The 19,371-nt window shown below is 69.0% G+C and carries 21 protein-coding genes; 10 read left to right on the top strand and 11 right to left on the bottom strand.

Going from position 1 to position 19,371, the window contains the following annotated elements:
- Positions 1-51 precede the first annotated feature (51 nt).
- Positions 52-759: a hypothetical protein gene (locus ASG59_RS05060; RefSeq protein WP_056407315.1), complete on the top strand. Its 708-nt coding sequence runs from the start codon at positions 52-54 to the stop codon at positions 757-759.
- Between the two features lie 25 nt (positions 760-784).
- On the opposite strand, the gene ASG59_RS05055 is transcribed toward ASG59_RS05060, so the two are convergent.
- Positions 785-1,036, bottom strand: a complete 252-nt coding sequence (locus ASG59_RS05055; RefSeq protein WP_055887241.1) for a hypothetical protein — start codon at positions 1,034-1,036, stop codon at positions 785-787.
- Between the two features lie 226 nt (positions 1,037-1,262).
- Positions 1,263-1,571, bottom strand: a complete 309-nt coding sequence (locus ASG59_RS05050) for a hypothetical protein (protein ID WP_055887238.1) — start codon at positions 1,569-1,571, stop codon at positions 1,263-1,265.
- A gap of 219 nt (positions 1,572-1,790) precedes the next feature.
- On the opposite strand from ASG59_RS05050, the gene zapE reads away from it, so the two are divergent.
- Positions 1,791-3,005, top strand: coding sequence for a cell division protein ZapE (gene zapE / locus ASG59_RS05045; protein WP_082528628.1), 1,215 nt, complete (start codon positions 1,791-1,793; stop codon positions 3,003-3,005).
- A gap of 124 nt (positions 3,006-3,129) precedes the next feature.
- Here zapE and ASG59_RS05040 read toward each other — a convergent pair whose 3' ends face one another.
- The gene (locus ASG59_RS05040; RefSeq protein ID WP_055887233.1) at positions 3,130-3,612 is read right to left on the bottom strand and encodes a peroxiredoxin; all 483 of its coding nucleotides are present in this window, start codon (positions 3,610-3,612) and stop codon (positions 3,130-3,132) included.
- 190 nt (positions 3,613-3,802) lie between these two features.
- Between ASG59_RS05040 and ASG59_RS05035 the strand changes: the two genes are divergently transcribed.
- The gene (locus tag ASG59_RS05035; protein WP_055887231.1) at positions 3,803-4,411 is read left to right on the top strand and encodes a YqgE/AlgH family protein; all 609 of its coding nucleotides are present in this window, start codon (positions 3,803-3,805) and stop codon (positions 4,409-4,411) included.
- Between the two features lie 201 nt (positions 4,412-4,612).
- Here the strand turns inward: ASG59_RS05035 and ASG59_RS05030 are convergent, their stop codons facing one another.
- Complete coding sequence (locus tag ASG59_RS05030; protein ID WP_056407311.1) at positions 4,613-5,269, bottom strand: glutathione S-transferase family protein; 657 nt, start codon at positions 5,267-5,269, stop codon at positions 4,613-4,615.
- 360 nt (positions 5,270-5,629) lie between these two features.
- Between ASG59_RS05030 and phaZ the strand changes: the two genes are divergently transcribed.
- Together phaZ and rpsU are read left to right on the top strand one after the other, a co-directional pair.
- Entirely contained in the window at positions 5,630-6,844 is a 1,215-nt protein-coding gene (gene phaZ, locus ASG59_RS05025) for a polyhydroxyalkanoate depolymerase (RefSeq protein WP_056407310.1), read from the top strand.
- A gap of 248 nt (positions 6,845-7,092) precedes the next feature.
- Positions 7,093-7,419, top strand: coding sequence for a 30S ribosomal protein S21 (gene rpsU / locus ASG59_RS05020; RefSeq protein ID WP_055887215.1), 327 nt, complete (start codon positions 7,093-7,095; stop codon positions 7,417-7,419).
- Between the two features lie 458 nt (positions 7,420-7,877).
- Here the strand turns inward: rpsU and ASG59_RS05015 are convergent, their stop codons facing one another.
- Complete coding sequence (locus ASG59_RS05015; RefSeq protein ID WP_055887213.1) at positions 7,878-8,579, bottom strand: response regulator transcription factor CtrA; 702 nt, start codon at positions 8,577-8,579, stop codon at positions 7,878-7,880.
- A gap of 484 nt (positions 8,580-9,063) precedes the next feature.
- Here ASG59_RS05015 and fliI point away from each other — a divergent pair, with 484 nt between their 5' ends.
- The 3 genes from fliI to ASG59_RS05000 all read left to right on the top strand — a co-directional run bounded on the left by fliI (position 9,064) and on the right by ASG59_RS05000 (position 12,134).
- Positions 9,064-10,419, top strand: a complete 1,356-nt coding sequence (fliI, locus tag ASG59_RS05010; protein WP_056407354.1) for a flagellar protein export ATPase FliI — start codon at positions 9,064-9,066, stop codon at positions 10,417-10,419.
- 84 nt (positions 10,420-10,503) lie between these two features.
- The gene (gene fliJ, locus ASG59_RS05005) at positions 10,504-10,911 is read left to right on the top strand and encodes a flagellar export protein FliJ (RefSeq protein WP_055887208.1); all 408 of its coding nucleotides are present in this window, start codon (positions 10,504-10,506) and stop codon (positions 10,909-10,911) included.
- Positions 10,912-11,084: 173 nt separating this feature from the next.
- Complete coding sequence (locus tag ASG59_RS05000) at positions 11,085-12,134, top strand: lysylphosphatidylglycerol synthase domain-containing protein (RefSeq protein WP_055887465.1); 1,050 nt, start codon at positions 11,085-11,087, stop codon at positions 12,132-12,134.
- A gap of 142 nt (positions 12,135-12,276) precedes the next feature.
- On the opposite strand, the gene ASG59_RS04995 is transcribed toward ASG59_RS05000, so the two are convergent.
- The 4 genes from ASG59_RS04995 to flhA form a co-directional block, all read right to left on the bottom strand.
- Positions 12,277-12,858, bottom strand: a complete 582-nt coding sequence (locus ASG59_RS04995; RefSeq protein ID WP_156399111.1) for a hypothetical protein — start codon at positions 12,856-12,858, stop codon at positions 12,277-12,279.
- Positions 12,855-13,331 (bottom strand): TadE/TadG family type IV pilus assembly protein, encoded by a 477-nt coding sequence (locus ASG59_RS04990; protein WP_162245433.1) that lies wholly within the window; start codon positions 13,329-13,331, stop codon positions 12,855-12,857. The genes ASG59_RS04995 and ASG59_RS04990 overlap by 4 nt, the downstream gene beginning before the upstream one ends.
- Positions 13,332-13,396: 65 nt before the next feature.
- The gene (locus tag ASG59_RS20780) at positions 13,397-14,437 is read right to left on the bottom strand and encodes a hypothetical protein (RefSeq protein ID WP_210168504.1); all 1,041 of its coding nucleotides are present in this window, start codon (positions 14,435-14,437) and stop codon (positions 13,397-13,399) included.
- 207 nt (positions 14,438-14,644) lie between these two features.
- Entirely contained in the window at positions 14,645-16,783 is a 2,139-nt protein-coding gene (gene flhA, locus ASG59_RS04980) for a flagellar biosynthesis protein FlhA (RefSeq protein ID WP_055887197.1), read from the bottom strand.
- A 187-nt stretch (positions 16,784-16,970) separates the two neighbouring features.
- On the opposite strand from flhA, the gene ASG59_RS04975 reads away from it, so the two are divergent.
- Both ASG59_RS04975 and ASG59_RS04970 read left to right on the top strand, forming a co-directional pair.
- Positions 16,971-17,336, top strand: a complete 366-nt coding sequence (locus ASG59_RS04975; RefSeq protein WP_056407303.1) for a hypothetical protein — start codon at positions 16,971-16,973, stop codon at positions 17,334-17,336.
- Between the two features lie 46 nt (positions 17,337-17,382).
- Positions 17,383-18,108, top strand: coding sequence for a hypothetical protein (locus tag ASG59_RS04970; RefSeq protein ID WP_244472302.1), 726 nt, complete (start codon positions 17,383-17,385; stop codon positions 18,106-18,108).
- Positions 18,109-18,244: 136 nt separating this feature from the next.
- Here the strand turns inward: ASG59_RS04970 and ASG59_RS19740 are convergent, their stop codons facing one another.
- Both ASG59_RS19740 and ASG59_RS04960 read right to left on the bottom strand, forming a co-directional pair.
- Positions 18,245-18,598: a hypothetical protein gene (locus ASG59_RS19740; protein ID WP_156387736.1), complete on the bottom strand. Its 354-nt coding sequence runs from the start codon at positions 18,596-18,598 to the stop codon at positions 18,245-18,247.
- Between the two features lie 185 nt (positions 18,599-18,783).
- Positions 18,784-19,347: a phospholipid methyltransferase gene (locus tag ASG59_RS04960; protein WP_244475628.1), complete on the bottom strand. Its 564-nt coding sequence runs from the start codon at positions 19,345-19,347 to the stop codon at positions 18,784-18,786.
- Positions 19,348-19,371 lie beyond the last annotated feature (24 nt).

Genomic DNA, 19,371 nt, shown 5'->3' with positions numbered 1-19,371 from the left:
GCCGCCCGGCCCTCCCGGTGACGGGAGGGCCGGCTCGCCAGAGGATTTCACGTGAAACCCTGGGTGCTTCTGGATACGGCCGCGATCCCCGGGAGCACCGAGGTGCTGCGCCTGCTGCAGCGCGGATCGGAGTTCTCGATCCAGCTCGGCCACAACGAACTCATGAACAGCCGCCTCAGCGGTTCGGAGGAGGCGCTGGCCGACCTCGCCTGCGCCCGCATCGGCGCCAGGGCGGGCGCGCGGCTCCTCGTCGGCGGGCTCGGCATGGGGTTCACCCTGACCGCCGCCCTCGCCGCCCTGAGGCCCGATGCGGAGGTGGTGGTCGCCGAGCTGGTGCCGCAGGTGGTGGCCTGGGCCAGGGGACCGCTGGCGGCGATCTGCGGCCCCGGTCCCGACGATCCCCGCGTCCGCCTCCGCCAGGACGACGTCGCCCGGGTGATCCGCGAGCGCCCGCTCGCCTACGACGCCATCCTGCTCGACGTCGACAACGGGCCCGACGGCCTGACGCGACCGGCCAACGACCGGCTGTACGACGGCGAGGGCCTGGCGGCGGCCCTGGCCGCTTTGCGCCCCGGCGGCGTCCTGGCGGTGTGGTCGGCCGCCCCCGACGGATCGTTCACGCAGCGTCTGCGCCGGATCGGCTTTGCGGTGGAGGAAGTCGGCGTCAGGGCCAACGGCAAGGGTGGCGGCGCCCGCCACACGATCTGGCTCGCGACCCGACCGCTGCGCGCCACCTCGTCCGCCCGCCGTCCGGCCTGATCGGACGGGGTCGGGCGCGGGTCGCTCAGGCCGAGGCCCGCGGGCGGGCGTCGCTCTGCTCCTGTCGGCGCCTCAGGCGCGTCAGGCCGTAGACTGCGGCGAGATTGCGCCGGGCCGCCTGCACCGGGGCGGCGTCGCGCTCGTGCCGTGCCGTCGCGATGAGGTCGAGGGCGAACGCCACCGATCGCTCGAGCCGCACGACCTCGGCCGACGTACCCTGTCCCGCTTCGCCCGCCTCGCTGCGGACGATGGGGGCTGCCTCCCCGATGGACGCCATCTGCCTGTCCCTCTCGACGGCTCGAAGCGGAGCCGTACTGACGGCCTCGGACATGCGCGAGCGACGGGGCCTCAAGATGGCAGCTTGACCGTAGGCGGGCGAAACCCGACCTCGGACGGTGTGATATCGTTTCCGCTTGAATCAAGCGGGAACCGCATCACCGAGCCCGGACGGCGCCTGAGCGAAGCTCATTTCCGCATCACGAAGTGATCAACCGGAAATGGCGTCAGTCGCGGCCGATGCCTTCGTTGAACTTGTCCTGGCAGGTGTAGCCGACGAAGCATTGCGGATCGTCGAGGGTGCGCTCGAACGCCGGCTTGGGCCCTTCCGGCAGCGGGCAGAAGCCGCCGTCGCGCACGAGTCGCGCATAGGTGATGGGTCCGGTGGTCATCACGACGGCGCCGGCCCGCGCGACGAAATCCCTCGCGGCGGCGCAGGCCATCGCGGTGGTGGCCGGGCGCCCCTGGGCCGCGATCGGGGAGGGGGAGCCGAGGACGGCGCAACCGGCCAGCACGAGGCGAACGGATCGGACCATGGCGTGACCTCCTGTGCGCTCGGGGCCGCCGGTCGCAACGTGACGGCCGCGGAGCCTCGATGGCGTGGAGCTTACGCTCCGGGCAGAGGCGGGTCGATGCCCTGACGACCAGGGCGCGGTGTCGCTGGCCGGGGTTGATCCCGGCGGAGTGTCGCGGCAGAGCGAAGCCGGTCGACACGTCGTCGTCGCCCATCCCGCGCACCCGCGAGGTCGTCCGCCGTGAGTGTCCCGCCCCGCCATACCGGCGCCGACGCGCCCCCCGCTGGGCCGGTGGCGGCGCGCTATTCCGCCCTCGTCGCCTCGGGCGTCATCGAGCGCGATGCCGCGCAGGTGCGCCTCGTCACGGCCCTCGACGACCTTCTGCAGGTGCTGGAGCGGCGCCGGCGCGCCAAGAAGGGCAGCGCGCTCGGCTGGCTGTTCGGCCGCCGCGACGATGCCGACGGGCCGCCCAAGGGGCTCTACATCTGGGGATCGGTGGGCCGCGGCAAGACCATGCTGATGGACCTGTTCTACGAGGCGGCCTCCGGCACCAAGCGCCGGGTGCATTTCCACGGCTTCCTCGCCGATGCGCACGAGCGCATCCACGCCCACCGCCAGGCCCTCAAGGCCGGCACCGCCAAGGGCGACGACCCCATCCCGGTGGTGGCCGAGGCCCTGGCCGGCGAGGCGGCGCTGCTGTGCTTCGACGAGTTCACGGTCACCGACATCGCCGATGCGATGCTGCTCGGGCGGCTGTTCGCGGCCCTGTTCCGGCACGGCGTCACGGTGGTGGCGACCTCCAACGTCGAGCCCGACCGGCTCTACGAGGGCGGCCTCAACCGCGCCCTGTTCCTGCCCTTCGTGGCCGAGCTCAAGACCCGCGTGTCGGTGTTGCGCCTCGACAGCCGCACCGACTTCCGCCTGGAGAAACTCGGCGGCGCCTCGGTCTACCACGTACCGGCCGACGAAGCCGCCGGCGCCGCCCTCGACCTCGCCTTCCGCAGCCTCACCGGCAAGGTCCGGGGCCGCCCGGCCACGATCCGCGTCAAGGGCCGACAGGTGGCGGTGCCCGAGGAGGCCGCCGGCGTCGCCCGCTTCACCTTCGCCGACCTCTGCGCGACACCGCTGGGCGCGTCGGACTACATGGCGTTGGCCCACACCTTCCACACGCTCATCGTCTCCGACATCCCGGTGATGGGGCCGGACAACCGCAACGAGGCCAAGCGCTTCATCACCCTCGTCGACACCCTCTACGACGGCCACGTGAAGCTCGTGGCGTCGGCGGCGGCCGAGGCGCAGGCTCTCTACACCGCCACCGAGGGCCGCGAGGCCTTCGAGTTCGACCGCACGGTGTCGCGCCTCATCGAGATGCGCTCGGCCGAATACCTCGGCCTGCCGCACGGCCGGGGCGATTCGGAAGCCTCGGGCGCCAGCACCGGCCTCGTCGAGACGTGAGGCGGGGACGGGCGCCTGCGCCACCCTGTTTTGACGTCGCGTCTCGCCGGTATCCGCCGACGGATCACGCCGAGCGGGTCCCCAAGACGGGCGGCGGACGTGCGAACGCGTCCGCCGATCCCGCTCAGATGACCTTGAGCAGCGCTTCGGCGCCCGAGATCTCGGTCTTGACCGGGACTTCCTCGAGGTTGAGGACGCGCACGACGCCGTCGTCGACCAGCATGGAATAGCGCTTCGAGCGCGGCCCGAGGCCGAAGCCGGTGCCGTCCATGTCGAGGCCGGTCGCCTTGGCGAATTCGGCATTGCCGTCGGCCAGGAAGTCGATGCCCTCGGCGCCGCTGGCCTTCTGCCAGGCGTCGAGCACGAACACGTCGTTGACCGAGGTCACCGCCACGGCGTCGACGCCCCGGCCCTTGATCTCGTCGAGCTTGGCGACGAAGCCGGGCAGGTGGTTGCGGTGGCAGCTCGGGGTGAAGGCTCCGGGCACGCCGACGAGGACGACGCGGCGGCCCTTGAACAGGTCGTCGGTGGTCTTGGCCACGGGCCCGTCGGGTCCGTTCACTCGGAAGGTCACCTGCGGCAGGTGCTGGCCAACCTCGATGGTCATCGCGTGTTTCCTCAGGTCTTTCAGGGCCGGCGGCGGTCGCCGCATGGGGGTGCCGTTCGTCTAGCGCGGAAGGCTCGGCAGTGTCGAGCTTGAGCCTCGATCTTGGGCGCCTCGACCTCGGGCGCCTCGACGTCTGGTGCGCTGCACATTGCGCGCTGGACAACGCGGGCCGGACCGCTAGCATCGCGCCATGCAGACCCCCACCACCGCCACCGAGTCCTCCGGCTACCTCGACGGACAGTTCCTCGTGGCCATGCCCGGGCTGCTGGACGAACGCTTCGCGCGCTCGGTGATCTACCTGTGCGCGCATTCCGCCGACGGGGCGATGGGCATCATCCTCAACAAGGCGGTGGACGACCTCAACATGCCCGACCTGCTGGTGCAGCTCGACATCGCCACCGAGGACGACGCGATCCGCCTGCGCGAGCGGATCGGCCACATGCCGGTGCTGATGGGCGGTCCGGTCGACGCCAAGCGCGGCTTCGTGCTGCACAGCGACGACTTCCACATTGCCCAGTCGACCCTGATCATCGACGACGGCATCTGCCTCACCGCCACCGTGGAGATCCTGCGGGCCATCGCCACCGGCGACGGGCCGGCCAACGCGGTGCTGGCGCTCGGCTACGCCGGCTGGCAGCCGGGCCAGCTCGAGACCGAGATCATGGCCAACGGCTGGCTGACCTGCCCGGCCGATCCGGACCTGATCTTCCACACGGCGCTCGACGCGAAATACGAGCGGACGCTGCGCTCGAACGGGATCGACCCGGCGATGCTCTCCCTCACCGCCGGACGGGCGTGACGGGTCTCGTACGACATCCGCTCGATGGCTTCGCCCCGCGGATTTCGGCGTCGCTCGGGCGCCGCGCGGGCTCGGTGATACGGGTCCCGCCTTATCCAAGCGGGAACCGTATCGGTGGCCGCCGATGTCGCGGGCCCTAGCGAATGAAACCCGAGCGTGCATCATCTGGGTTCGATGCGCGCTCGGACAGCGGGTCTCTACTCAGAACTCCATGTCGAGTTCGTCGATGTCCTCGGGTTCGGCCAGGGCCTGCTCGGCCCATTCCGCCATCAGCGGCCAGGCGAGGATGCGGTCGCGGTAGTCCGCGATCCGGGGCGGCAGCGGGACGTCGTAGGTCCGGAAGCGGGTGCAGACCGGGGCGTACATGGCGTCGGCCAGCGTCGGGGCCTCGCCGAAGAGGTAGGCGCCGTCGTAGCGGGCCAGGCAATCCTCGACGATCGTCACGATGCGGTCGATGTCGCCCGCGGCACCGTTGAAGACCTTGAAGTCGGCGTGCCGGGCCTTGAGGTTCATCGGCAGCGCCGAGCGCAGGTTGATGAAGCCGCCGTGCATCTCGCCGGAGATGGAGCGGCAATGGGCGCGTGCCGCGATGTCCTCGGGCAGCAGGCCCGACCCGGGCAGGATCTCGTGGAGGTACTGCGCGATGGACAGGGTATCCCACACCGCCACGCTCCCGTGCTGCAGCCGCGGCACCAGGAAGGACGGCGACAGATGCAGCAGCTCGGCGCGGGTGGACGCGTCGGTCCCCGTCAGGAGCTCGGTCTCGAACGCGAGCCCCGACATCTTGCAGATCAGCCAGCCGCGCAGCGACCACGACGAATAGTTGCGGCTCGAAATCGTGAGCGTCGCGGCTGACATCGGCGTTTCCTCGAAGGTGGTCCGTAGGGTCCGGCAGAGCGGTCCGGGACTCGGCGATCCGGGACCGGATCTCGGCGATCCAAGACTCGTGCCGTATCGGCGGCATCCGGGACGAATGCGTCGCGCGGCCGGCACGGGCATTGCAGACCAGGCGCCGGCCCCGGACGGATGGGCCGGCACGGACCTTACCTGATGCAGGGGCACCACAACACGGCGGGATCGTATTTCGCCCCCGTTGCCTTCCGTTCCGGAGTGGCCCAGCCTGCCGTCATGGGACGGCTGAACGAACGGTATGAGCTTTCCTGCCCGGTCAGGGCGGATGTTTCGGCGTCCGATCGTTCGCGTAGAGGTCCCGGCGCCATGCTGTACGATGCCTTCGAGGTCCAGTCGGACATCGCCAAGCAGACCCGCACCTGGGGGCGGATGGTCAACGAGGCCCTGGCCCCGTGGCGGAGCGCGGGCTACCGCGAACCGCTGAACTGGTTCACCGCCAGCGCCCGCATGATGATGCGCGCCGGCCTCACCTTCGCGCGCCCCGCCTACGGCATCGACGCGGTGACGGTGGGCAACCGCCAGGTGCCGGTGACCGAGGAGGCGGTGCTGGTGACGCCCTTCGGCACCCTGCTCCGGTTCCGCAAGGACATCGACAGCGTGCAGCCCCGCGTCCTCGTGGTGGCGCCGCTCTCGGGCCATTTCGCGACGCTCCTGCGCGGCACCGTCAAGACGATGCTGCCCGACCACGACGTCTACATCACCGACTGGCACAACGCCCGCGACGTGCCGCTTTCGGCGGGCACCTTCGGGTTCGACGATTACGTCGACCACCTCGTCCAGTTCCTCGAGGCGATGGGGGACGGCGCCCACATCGTGGCCGTGTGCCAGCCCGCGGTGCAGACCCTCGTGGCCGCCGCCGTGATGGCGCAGTCGCGCAATGCCGCCCACCCGCGCAGCATGACCCTGATGGCCGGCCCGGTGGATTGCCGGATCAGCCCGACCTCGGTGAACAAGCTCGCCACCTCGAAGCCCCTCGCGTGGTTCGAGAAGAATCTGATCGCCACGGTGCCCTCGCGCCATGCCGGCGCCGGTCGCCGCGTCTACCCGGGCTTCATGCAGGTCTCGGCGTTCCTCTCGATGAACGCCAAGCGCCACATCCAGCAGCACGCGGACCTGTTCTGGCACATCGCCAACGACGAGACCGACAAGGCCAACGGGATCGAGACGTTCTACGACGAGTATTTCGCCGTGCTCGACCTCGACGCGGCGTTCTATCTCGAGACCGTCAAGACCGTGTTCCAGGAATACACCCTGGCCAAGAACGAACTGACGTACCGCGGCAACCCCATCGACATGCGCGGCATCCGCAAGACCGCCCTGATGACCGTCGAGGGCGAGCGCGACGACATCTGCGCCGTCGGCCAGACCATGGCGGCGCACGACCTCTGTACCGGCCTGGCGCCGCACATGAAGAGCCACCACCTCCAGGCCGGCGTCGGCCACTACGGCGTGTTCTCCGGCCGCAAGTGGGAGAACCAGACCTATCCGCTGGTGCGCAACTTCATCCAGTCGCACAATTGAGCCACAGGCGGCACCCGCCGGGCCCAACCCGTTCGGCCGGCTGTTGGAATGTGTCCCGCCTTGGTGTATGAGCCTGCCCCAAGTGCAGTTTCTGCGTCGATTCGAGTGTGTCTGAGGGGCGTCCCTCCCGGGCTATTCCGGGCGAGGGGCGTTTTTTCAGTTTTCCCGCGAGGGGCTCGGGGCCGGCGCCGGTTCGTCCAAGACCACCATCGCTCCAAAACCATCACCGTCCTAGAGGATCTAGACCGTTGCAGGTACTCGTTCGCGACAACAACGTCGATCAGGCTCTCCGCGTCCTGAAGAAGAAGATGCAGCGTGAAGGCATCTTCCGGGAAATGAAGCAGCGCAAGGCCTACGAGAAGCCGTCCGTGCGCAAGGCGCGCGAGAAGGCCGAGGCGGTGCGCCGGGCCCGCAAGCAGGCGCGCAAGACCGCGATTCGCGAAGGCCTGATCGCGGCTCCCAAGCCCAAGCCCCGTTTCGGCGCCGGTGCTCCCCGTCGTCCCGGCGGCTCGCCGTTCGCCCCGACCGCTCCGGCGATCGGACCAGCGGCCGGCTCCGGCCCCGGCGCCGCCTGAAGCGAGGCGGGGGCCTCTGGCCCTCACCCCCGTGCCGCCCTGCGGCACGGGTCGCCCGGCGCGGCGGATCGTGTCGTTTGGACTCTGAGGAAGCGGGCCACCGGTGCGGTGGGCCCGCTTTTTTCGTTGGTACGACAGGCCGGTCGTATCGAGCCGCGGACGCGGCGCTCGCCCGGGTTTCCCAGGATCACGCTCCAGGCGTCCCAGGAAAGGCCGAACGGATACGCCGGAAAAGGCGGCAGGCGTCGCGAGCCGTCGCGCACGGAGGCGCGGGCGACCCTGCGGATGATACGGTTTCCGCTTGGATCAAGCGGGAGCGGTATCACCGAGCCTGCGCGGCGCCTGAGCGAAGCCCATGTCCGCATCACGAAGTGATCAACCGGAAATGGGATGACGGCACAAAAAAGGCCCCGCCGAAGCGGGGCCGTTGATCGGTCCGACCGGCCTTGGGGCCGGGATCAGACCGCGATGCGCTCCTCGCCGTCCATCGGCTCGCGCAGGACGTAGCCGCGCCCCCAGACGGTCTCGATGTAGTTCTTGCCCGACGAGGCATTGGCGAGCTTCTTGCGCAGCTTGCAGATGAACACGTCGATGATCTTGAGTTCCGGCTCGTCCATGCCACCGTAGAGGTGGTTCAGGAACATCTCCTTGGTCAGGGTCGTGCCCTTCCGCAGGGAGAGGAGTTCCAGCATCTGGTACTCCTTGCCGGTGAGATGGACGCGGGAACCCGCGACCTCCACGGTCTTCTGGTCGAGGTTGACCACGAGGTCGCCCGTGGTGATCACCGACTGGGCGTGGCCCTTCGAGCGGCGCACGATGGCATGGATGCGCGCGACGAGCTCGTCCTTGTGGAAGGGCTTGGTGAGGTAGTCGTCGGCCCCGAAGCCGAGGCCCTTCACCTTGTCCTCGATGCCGGCCATGCCGGAGAGGATCAGGATCGGCGTCTTGACCTTGGCGACGCGCAGGTTGCGCAGCACCTCGTAGCCCGACATGTCGGGCAGGTTCAGGTCGAGCAGGATGATGTCGTAGTCATAGAGCTTGCCGAGGTCGATGCCCTCCTCGCCAAGGTCCGTCGTATAAGTATTGAAGTTCTCGGACTTAAGCATCAACTCGATGCTCTGCGCGGTTGCGCTGTCGTCCTCGATCAGAAGTACCCGCATCGTCGGTCCCCAGCACAGCCGGCCGTGCTCAGCGTCTGGGCAAGCCCCCGCTGTTCGCCCGCCACCGGCCCGTGGCGGACGTTCCCTCGTCCTGGACGTCAAACGCTAATCGTTAATCGTTAACAAAACCTGATTCTCCGTGGCAAGCCCTGAATTCGGGACCGGCCATCCGTTCGTCGATCCGTTGTCGGTCTGTTCCGATCCAAGACCTGAAAAGAACCGACCGCCGGGCCGAGAAAAAGCACCGAGGCGTCTGTTATCGAAAGCGTTTCACGTGGCACGTCACCGGAAGGCCACGGTGGTCGTACCAATCTGACGACCGCGATGGCGAGCCTCGTCGAAGGACCCGTCCACCGCTGCCGTCGCGATGAGGGCAGTGTTAAGGAGGGAGGTAAACGAACCGTTGCCAGCCTCGCACAAGATTGCGCGACGGGGCGCGGCGGAACCGTCGGCGGCGGAGGAAACGATGGCGGCGGAGGAAACGATGGCGGATCGCGGTGCCGGCCGGCTCGGACTGTCGGCGGTGATGCGGGCGCTCGACGCGATCGCGCCCCTCGAGACCTACGGTCGGGTGGTGGCCATCCGCGGGCTGCTCGTGGAGGTGGCGGGCCCGGTCTCGGCGATGCGCCTGGGCGGGCGGCTCGACATCAGCGTGGAAGGCGCCGGCGGCGCGGCGAGCGTGCCCTGCGAGATCATCGGGTTCCAGGGCGACCGGGCGCTGGCGATGCCGTTCGGCTCGCTGGAGGGCGTGCGCCGCGGCTGCCCGGCCATCGTCCGCGACGAAGCGGCGGGCGCGATCCGGCCCTCGACGGCCTGGCTCGGCCGCACGATCGATGCCCTCGGCCGGCCGATCGACGGGCTCGGCCCCCTCGTCCACGGCCCCGCGATCTATCCCCTGCGGGCGGATCCGCCGCCCGCGCACGCCCGCAAGCGCGTCGGGCCGCCGCTGGATCTCGGCATCCGCTGCATCAACACCTTCCTGACCATGTGCGCGGGCCAGCGCATGGGCATTTTCGCGGGTTCGGGCGTCGGCAAGTCGGTGCTGCTGTCGATGCTCGCCCGCTACACCGCCGCCGACGTGGCGGTGATCGGCCTCGTGGGCGAGCGCGGGCGCGAGGTGCAGGAGTTCCTGCAGGACGATCTCGGCCCTTCCGGCCTCGCCCGCTCGGTGGTGGTGGTGGCCACCTCCGACGAGCCGGCCCTGATGCGGCGCAACGCGGCCTACGTCACGCTGGCGGTCGCCGAGTACTTTCGCGACCAGGGCAAGCAGGTGCTGTGCATGATCGATTCGATCACGCGCTTCGCCATGGCCCAGCGCGACATCGGCCTGGCCGCCGGGGAACCGCCCACCGCCAAGGGCTACACCCCCACCGTCTTCAGCGAGCTGCCGCGCCTGCTCGAACGGGCCGGCCCCGGCGTCGGGGCGGGGGCGATCTCGGGCCTGTTCACGGTGCTCGTGGAGGGCGACGACCACAACGAGCCGGTGGCGGATGCGGTGCGCGGCATCCTCGACGGGCACATCGTGATGGAGCGGGGCATCGCCGAGCGCGGGCGCTATCCGGCCATCAACGTGCTGCGGTCGGTGTCGCGCACCATGCCGAAGGCCTGCGACCCGGCCCATCTGCCCACCGTGCGGCGCGCCAGGCGGCTCTTATCCACCTATGCCGACATGGAGGAACTGATTCGCCTCGGCGCCTATCGCTCGGGCGCCTCGCCCGAAGTGGACGAGGCGATCGGCCTGATGCCGGCAATGGAGGCTTTTCTGGGTCAGGGTAAGGAAGAAGCAACTTCGATCGGGGATGGTTACCTGCGGCTGGCGGAGATCGTGGGCGGTCCATGACGGACCCGCCCGCGCTCGGCGCGAGCCGAACCGAGGACGCCCCGGCGTCGCTCGGCCGAGTTGCGTAACAGTGGAACGGTCACCATGAAATCGCGAGACACGCTGATCCGGCTCCGCCGCTTCCAGGTGGACGAGAAACGTCGCCGCGTGACCCAGATCGAGATGATGATGGCCGACTTCAACCGCATGGCGCTGGAGCTCGACCGCGAGGTCGCCCATGAGGAAAGCCGGGCCGGCATCTCCGACGTCACGCATTTCGCCTACCCGACCTACGCCCGTGCCGCCGCGGGCCGCCGCGACAACATGCGCCAGTCGGCCGCCGCCCTCGAAGGGCAGCTCGCCGAGGCCAAGGCCGAGCTCGGCGAGGCGTTCGAGGACCTCAAGAAGGTCGAGATCCTCGACGACCGCGAGCGCAGCGCCGAACGCGCCGCCGAGGCGATCCGCGACCAGGCCGCCATGGACGGGATCGGCCTGTCGCGCATCCGCGCCTGACGCGGGCGCCAGCCCGCCGCACGGGCCGGGCTGGCACGAAAGCGTCATGATCGCGTGACATCAGCCGGGGCGTGCCGGCTTTCTCCCGAGGTTCGCCCGCTCCCGGTCGTGCTTGCGATGCCGGGCACGGTCGTGCAGGGAGGGCCCGCGTGAGGGGGCTCGACCTGTCGATCATGAAGAAGATCAGCGATTTCATCTGGCCGATCGTCGGCCTCGCCGCCGTCGTCGTCTCGGGCTACCTGCTCTATCGCGAGCTCGCCGGCATCTCGGTGGCCGAGATCAAGAGCAGCTTCGCCGAGATCCCGGTCCACCGCTTCCTGCTGGCCGGGCTCGCGACCCTCGTCGCCTATGCGGCGCTGGCCTGGTACGACCGCATCGCCCTGCTGCATCTGGGCGTGCGCCACATCTCGTGGTTCTTCGTCTCGGTCTGCTCGTTCACCACCTACGCCCTCTCCCACAACATCGGCGCCTCGGTGTTCTCCGGCGCGGTGGTGCGCTACCGGGCCTATACCGCCAAGGGCCTGTCGGCGGCCCAGGTCGCGGTGCTGGTGGCCCTGTGCTCCTTCACCTTCGGCCTCGGCACGATCCTGCTCGGCGGCCTCGTCCTCGTGGCCCTGCCCGACACCCTCACGCGCCTCAACGGCTACATGCCGTCGATGCTGACCGACCCGGCCACCGCCCGCATCCTCGGCGCGGGCCTGCTCGGTTTCGTCGCCCTCTACGTCATCGGCTCGCTCCTGCGCCTCAAGCCCATGACCATCCGGTCGTTCAAGCTCGAATACCCGCGCCCGCAGATCATGGCCCGGCAGATCGTCGCCGCGCCCCTGGAGCTGCTGGGGGCCGCCGGCATCATCTACTTCGCCCTGCCGGAGGCCGGGAATCCGGGCTTCCTCGTGGTGCTGGCGGTGTTCCTCGCCTCGTTCTCGGCGGCCCTGGTGTCGAACGCGCCCGGCGGCCTCGGGGTGTTCGAGCTGGTCTTCGTGGTGGCGATGCCGGACGTGGCGCGCCCGTCGATCATCGCCGCCCTCCTGGTGTTCCGGCTGTTCTACTTCTGGATCCCGTTCCTGATCTCCGTCGTCGTCGTGCTGCTCTACGAGCGCAATCGCCTGGCCAAAGCCATCAAGGGCGACCCCGCCGTGGAGACGGCACCCGCCCCGCCGCTGACCGCGCCGGGCCTCGATCCGAAGGCGATCGACGCACGCATCCGCAAGACGCCGGTCTGATACGGTTTCCGCTTGGATCAAGCGGGAACCGTATCACCGAGCCCGCGCGGCGCCTGAGCGAAGCCCATTTCCACATCACGAAGTGATCAACTGGAAATGGTCTGAGGCGGCGGCGCTCGCATCTCGGGACGAAGGCCGGGCTTCAGCAGCTCGCCGAGCCGGTGGAGGTCCGCACCGCCGAGGTCTGCGAGGTGAAGACGGCGCCCTTGCCGGTGACGTTCTCGACGGTGGCCGTCGACAGCGTCATCAGCGCCCCCGTGTAGGGGACGAAGGCGAGGTAGGCGACCTCCACCACCACGATGAAACCCTCGTCGTTCTCGGCGAACACCGGCGACGCCTTGGCCGCCACCGAGGGATCGATGAAGGTCACCCTCCCGGTGCAGGGCAGCATGGTGCCGCCGACCTTCTTGGCCTGGATCAGGGTCACCTTGGCCTGCGGGTATTGCACCAGGGCGTTGACCTTGCGGTCGTAATACCAATCGATCGTCTTCGTGGCGCAATCTCCCGAGGGGCAGCTGGCCAGCAGCGACGCGATCTGCGTCGAGGACCGTTCGACGTCGCGGCTGATCCCGGCCATCATGCTGAGGTCGACGACCATGGCCAGCAGCCCGAGGAGAATGGTGGCGGTCATCGCGAACTCGATCACCACCGCGCCGCCGGTCTCCCGGCCGAACGACCGCAACAGGCGGGCCAACGGGTGAACCGGCGCAGGTGAGACGCTCATGGCTTCCTGAACACCACGGACGACTTGGCGGTCATCACCGGAATGAAAGGGACGAACTGCGTCACCGGCAGCGCGGCGCGCAGTACGATCGCCTGCTGGCTCGTGCCCGAGGAGAAGGTCGTGCCGGTGATCGGCGTCGCCGTCGTCGCGACGGAATCGAGCCGCGCCATCTCGACGACGACCGCCGCGACGCAGCTCGCGCGCGCCATGATGACGATCCTGTCGCACAGGTCGCCCTTGAAGAGGGACTGGTCGCTCGCCAGCACGGAAGCGGGGGGCCTTGCCGCGCTGTCGTAGAGGCCGTTGCTCAGGAGGCTCTGGGTGTACTGGAACACGACGAGCTGGAGGATGCCCACGAGCAGCATCGTCAGCGGCATGGCGACGAGCCCCAGTTCCAGGGCGGCGATCCCCTTCTCGCAGCGCGCGAAGGCCGCCGCGGACAGCCGGTTCCGGATCGAACCCCTACGGGACATCGAAGCGTCTCCCGCCTCCTGCATCGCCACATCCCCGCGCCGATCCCCACACATCGGACAGGACCTCAGCCGGGGCAGCCGTTCTTGCAGATCCGGAGGTAGTCGATCAGCCCCCCGAACGAATCTTCCTTGCCGGCCGCGCGCCAGGTGATCTTGTAGTTCGCCTCCACGGGCACCGTGAAATCGATCACCCGCTCGACCCATTTGTCGGCCTGCACGCAGACGTCGACCATGTTGTTGGCGTTGAAGGTGTAGTCGCCCTCCTTCTCGATGAACAACTCGATCCGGTTGGTCTGGCCGTTGACCTGATAGTAGGAGACATCGCTGCTCGTCTTGCCGCAGATCACCTGACCCGGACGCGATGCGTCGCGCTCACGCGCGATATACCAGTATCGGACCTGGTACGATCCTGTCGTGAGCCTGAGAAGGCGCGACATCGCCGAGTTCGTGCGGCAGTTGCTCACGCCCGCGTTGACGGACGTCTTGCAGTCGCTGTCGAGCTCGGCGAAGAAGTCGCCGAAGCGGATCGAGTTGCTGGCCAGTTCGCGCAGGCCGTTGATCTCGATGCCGGCATTCTGGACCTTCCAGCCGTTCCACTCGCTGCTCGCGTTCTTGAGAACGGTCCAGCTGTTGGGAGCGACCGTGTGGGAGGGCTGCTCGAAGGATTCGGAGATCAGCAGGGTCGAGGGGTTGCGATCGGCGAAGGCGACCGCCGTCGAATTGACCGCGCAGTCCCGCGCGACGGTGAAGCTCATGGAGGCCTGGCCGAAGGCGCCGCTGAAGATCAGCGGCATGACGCCGGTCGCCGTGACGTTTATGTTGGTGTCGGTGCTCGTGGCGCGCGCCGCCGGGGCGACGTCCTCCATCGCCTTGGCGGCGAAGTTGTTGTTCTTGATCCGCTCAAGATCGGAATCGTAGGTCTTGGTGCCGTTCGCGCTCGTCACGTCGAGCCGCTTGTGTCCGTTCACGAACGCCTGCCCCTGCGTGCACGACAGTTCGACCGCGCTCGCCAGGCGCTGCCGGTAAGCAATTCCGCGGGACGTCTCGACCACACCGCCAACGCCGAAGATCAACGCCGGCAGAGCCAGCGCCAGGATCATGATCACGGCACCCTTCTCGTCCCGTAAGAACATCGAACACGTGCCCCGTCGACCACCCTGGCCCGCTGTCGACCATCAGGCGCCGCGAAACACTAACGTCGGGTGACTCCGACACGTCGATTACCCAGCGACACCTTAGCGAGCCAGGGTTGCGAACCGAACCCTGCATCAGGGTTAGCGAACTCCTGATGCGACCTGTGGTCCGGCGCTCGCTCAGACCGATCCCACCGTCCGCAACCGTGCCCGCGGGTGGATCTCGGCCTGGCTCAGCACGGCGGTCTCGCGGCGGAAACGCTCGATGATCGAGCGCACGAAGGGCCTCGCCTGCACCGAGGTGACGAGGACCGGCATCTCGCCCATGCGCGCGGCCGTCTCGAAGCGGTCGCGCACGGTGTTGACGAACTCGGTGAGCTTCGACGGCTGCATCGCGAGGTAGCGCTCGTCGCGCTCCCCGGCGATGGCGTCGAGAAAGGCCTGCTCCCAGGCCGGCGACAGGGTGATGATCGGCAGCGTCCCCTGCCCGTCCTGGTATTGCGCGCAGATCTGGCGGCCCAGTCGCGCACGGACGTGCTCGACGATGTCGCGCGGGTTCTTCACGCTGCCCGACACCTCGGCGATACCCTCGACGATGGCGCCGAGATCGCGGATCGAGACCCGCTCGGCGAGCAGGAACTGCAGCACCCGCTGGATCCCCGTCGTGCCGATCTGGCTCGGTACCACCTCCTTTAGGAGGTCCGCGTGGTCCTTCGAGAGTTCGCGCAGCAGCTTCTGCACCTCGACGTGGTTGAGGAGTTCCGAGACGTGCGCCTTGATGATCTCGGTCAGATGCGTCGAGACCACGGTGGCGGCATCCACCACGGTGTAGCCCTTCATCTGGGCCTGATCGCGCAGGGACGCGTCGATCCAGGTGGCGGGGAGGCCGAAGGTGGGCTCGAGCATGTGCTGGCCGGGGAGCTGCACCTGGCCGCCCATCGGGTCCATCGCCATGAACTGGCCGGGGAAGATCTGGCCGGTGCCGGCCTCGATCTCCTTGACGCGCACCACGTAAGCGTTGGCGTCGAGCTGGACGTTGTCGAGGATGCGCACCGAGGGCATCACGAAGCCGAGTTCGCCGGCGAGCTGGCGGCGCAGGGCTTTGATCTGGTCGGTCAGCCGGTCTTGGCCCTCGGGACCGTTGACCATGGCCAGCAGCGCGTAGCCCATCTCCAGCTTGAGGTCGTCGAGCTTGAGGAGGTCGGTGACCGTCTCCTCCTTGGCGGCCTGGGCGGCGGCCACCGCGCCCGCGTCCATCGGCGCGCCGTCGGCGTCCAGCGGCGGCGCCTCGCGGGCGACCTTGGCGATCTTCCAGGCGGCGTAGCCCGAGGCGCCGGCGAGCCCCAGGAACGGCAGCATCGGCATGCCCGGCAGGAGCGCGATCAGCACCATGACGCCGGCCGACATGCCGAGCGCCTTGGGGTAGTTGGCGAGCTGCTTGCCGAGCGCCTTGTCGGCCGAGCCCTTCACGCCCGCCTTCGAGACGAGGATGCCGGCCGCGGTGGAGACGATGAGCGCGGGCACCTGGCTGGCGAGCCCGTCGCCGATGGTGAGCAGGGTATAGGTCTTGGCCGCCTGCATGAACGGCATGCCCTGCTGGGCGACGCCGATGATGATGCCGCCGATGACGTTGATGAAGGTGATGAGCAGCGCGGCCACCGCGTCTCCGCGCACGAACTTCGAGGCACCGTCCATGGCGCCGAAGAACGAGGATTCCTCTTCCAGGGCGGCGCGGCGGGACTTGGCGACCTTCTCGTCGATGAGCCCGGCCGAGAGGTCGGCGTCGATGGCCATCTGCTTGCCGGGCATGGCGTCGAGGGTGAAGCGGGCCGCCACCTCGGCGATGCGGCCCGAGCCCTTCGTGATGACGACGAAGTTCACGATGATCAGGATCGCGAACACGATGATCCCGATGACGAAGTTGCCCCCCATCACGAAGTTGCCGAACGCCTCGATGACGTGGCCGGCCGCCGCCGTGCCCTCGTGGCCGTGCCCGAGGATGAGCCGCGTCGAAGCGAGGTTAAGGGCGAGCCTGAGCAGGGTCGCCACCAGCAGCAGCGTCGGGAAGACCGTGAACTCGAGCGGGTTGTCGATGAACAAGCCGGTCATCATGATCAGCACAGAAATGATGATCGAGACCGCCAGGAGCAGGTCGAGCAGGAACGCCGGCAGCGGGAAGATCAGCACCGTCAGGATGCCCATCACCGCGGTGGCGAAGAACAGGTCGGTGCGCTTGGAGAAGGCGTTGAGGTTCTCGCGCGTCGGCATCGCCAGGCGGGTGAACTCGCCGACCCGGGCGGGGGGTGCCGCTTCGCTCATCGTGGCTCCTGAGGATCCGGCACCCGCGCTGCGCGGGATTCGGACCCGGCAAGATTTGCCGGGTTCAGGGTTAGCGGACCGTTAACGGTCGCCCTCCGAGCCGCCCCGCGCGAGGCCAGACAAGGAACCAAGACTCCTCCGAGCTGCTTGAACAGACAGCAACCTGCATCGATCCGAGGAGCTTTCCATGCGCCTGCCCCTTCTCACTGCCGCTTTTCTCATCACCACCGGGGCCGCCTTCGCACAGGCACCCGATGCCAAGCCGATGGAGACCAAGCCCGCAGAGACCAAGCCCATGACGGCGCCGGCCGCGACCCCGGCCACCAAGGACGGCGCCCCCCATGCCGCCACCGGCAGCGTCGGGCAGCCGCTCGAATCGGGCGCCAACAGCTTCACCGAGGCCCAGGTGAAGGAGCGCTTCGCCAAGATGGGCTTCGGCACCGTCAAGGATCTGCGCAAGGACGACGCCGGCATCTGGCGCGGCACCGCCGAGCATGCCGGCAAGCCGGTGACCATCGGCATGGACTTCAAGGGCAACGTCGCCGCGCAGTAGCGCCGGCAGCCGTCCCCTTTTCCCCCAGCGAGAGAGAGTTGATCCCATGGCGACCCGTACCCTGACAGGCCTGTTCGACGATTATGCCGCCGCCGCTCGTGCGGTGGACGCCATCGAGGCGGCCGGTGTCCCCAACGGCGACATCAGCATCGTCGCCAACAACACCGACGACCGGCATTCCGGCCTCCCCGGCACCACGAACCACACCACCGGCACCACCCACAAGGCCGTCGCCGACGAGGGCGATGCCACGGATGGGGCCGGAACCGGCGCCACCCTCGGCACCGTGCTGGGCGGCGGCGCGGGCCTGCTGACGGGCCTCGGCCTGATGGCGATCCCCGGCGTCGGCCCCGTCGTCGCGGCCGGCTGGCTGGTGGCGACCCTGACCGGTGCCGGCGTCGGCGCGGCGGCCGGCGGTCTGCTCGGCGCCCTGACCGGCGCCGGCTTGAGCGACTCGGAAGCCGAGCATTATGCCGAGGGTGTGCGCCGCGGCGGCACCCTCGTCACGGTCCGGACCGAGGAGGCGCATGTCGCGCGCGTCACCGCGCTCCTGTCCGAGCACGGTGCGATCGACCTCGATACCCGGGCGGAGAACTGGCGGGCCGAAGGTTGGACCGGCGGTACCCTGACCGAGACGCGCACGGGCTCCCACGACGTCGGCACGACGCGCCCCGGTGCGCCGGCCGCCGGCCTCGGCACCGAGACCGGACGGACCCTGCTCGGGTCGGAGCCGACCGCCGCCGAGCGCGAGAAGCGCGGGATCGTCGGCTGACGCATTCCCGGCCAGACCGGTCTGGTCCGGTCTGCGAAAACGAAAACACCCGCGTCGGGAAACCGACGCGGGTGTTTTCGTCTCTAACGCCTACGGGAGGTGCCTACCGCAAGCGCGGTTCGGAAAACACTGTCGCTTAATAGTAGTCGCGGCGGCGGCCGTAGCCATAACCGTCGTGGCCGCGGTGGTGATGGTGGCCGCGCCAGCCGCCGTGGTGCCCACCCCAGCCGCGTCCGCGATGGCCGCCCCAGCCGTCACCGCGATGACCGCCGCCCCAGCCGTAGCCGCGATGGTGGTGGTGATGGCGATGTCCGCCGCCCCAACCATACTGAACCGGGACCACGTCGGGCTGCGCATCCTGAACCAGGGCCGATGCCGGCGCCAACGGCGCAGCCTCGGCGCCGACGGACGCTGCGCCGGACACGCCGAGCGCGATCGCGGCGGCCAGCATCCATGTTTGCGATCGGGTCGTCAGGTCACGAAAGGCCATGCCGGTCTCCATCGGGTCGGTTCACCGGGACGATCCCGGTGTGTGCGACGGACCCTAGGGAGCGGCGACTGAACCGATGCTGATGCCCGGCTTCAGGATCCGTTCGGCAACGGGCGTGGATGGTACGCAGGCCGGGGCGTCGTCCGGGGCGTTTCTCGGTCCGCGACGGTCCGAACCTTCGTCCCTCACGGGCGGCGATAGACCCAGACGCGGGCGGGGGGCAGGTTCAGCCAGACCTTGTTGGACCGGCTCGCCATGTAGCTGCCGGCGTCGCAACGCTTGGGGATCGGCGGCACGAGGGCGTAGGTGAACTGGACGAAGGGCGCGTCGGGCCGCATCAGATCGTGCGCCGCGTTGAGGAGGCCGAGGCGCTGCTCCAGGGGTTTGGTGAACAGCGGCAGGCTGGACACGGTGGCGGCGGCCTTCTCGGCCAGGAGCGGCCCCGCCGTTTCGGCGATCGCATAGGCGTCGCCCTGGACGATGGTGGCGCGGGGAAACCGCCGCCGCAGCAACGCGCAGAAGTCGGGGTTGTACTCGATCAGGATGAGCCGTTCCTGGGCGACGCCGCGGCGGACCAGGGCGTCGGTGACCGGACCGGTGCCGGGACCGAGTTCGATCACCGGGCCGTCGAGGCGCGGATCGACGTAGGACGCCATGGTGCGGGCGAGCATCTTGCCCGAGGGCGTCACCGATCCGGTGACGAGGGGCCGCTCGAACCAGGATCGGAGGAACCGGGCCTCGTCCTCCAGCGGATCGCGCTTCTCGCGGCCGGC

Source organism: Methylobacterium sp. Leaf466 (assembly GCF_001425565.1).
GTDB lineage: Bacteria > Pseudomonadota > Alphaproteobacteria > Rhizobiales > Beijerinckiaceae > Methylobacterium.
This window is presented reverse-complemented; position numbering and strand designations above follow the sequence as displayed.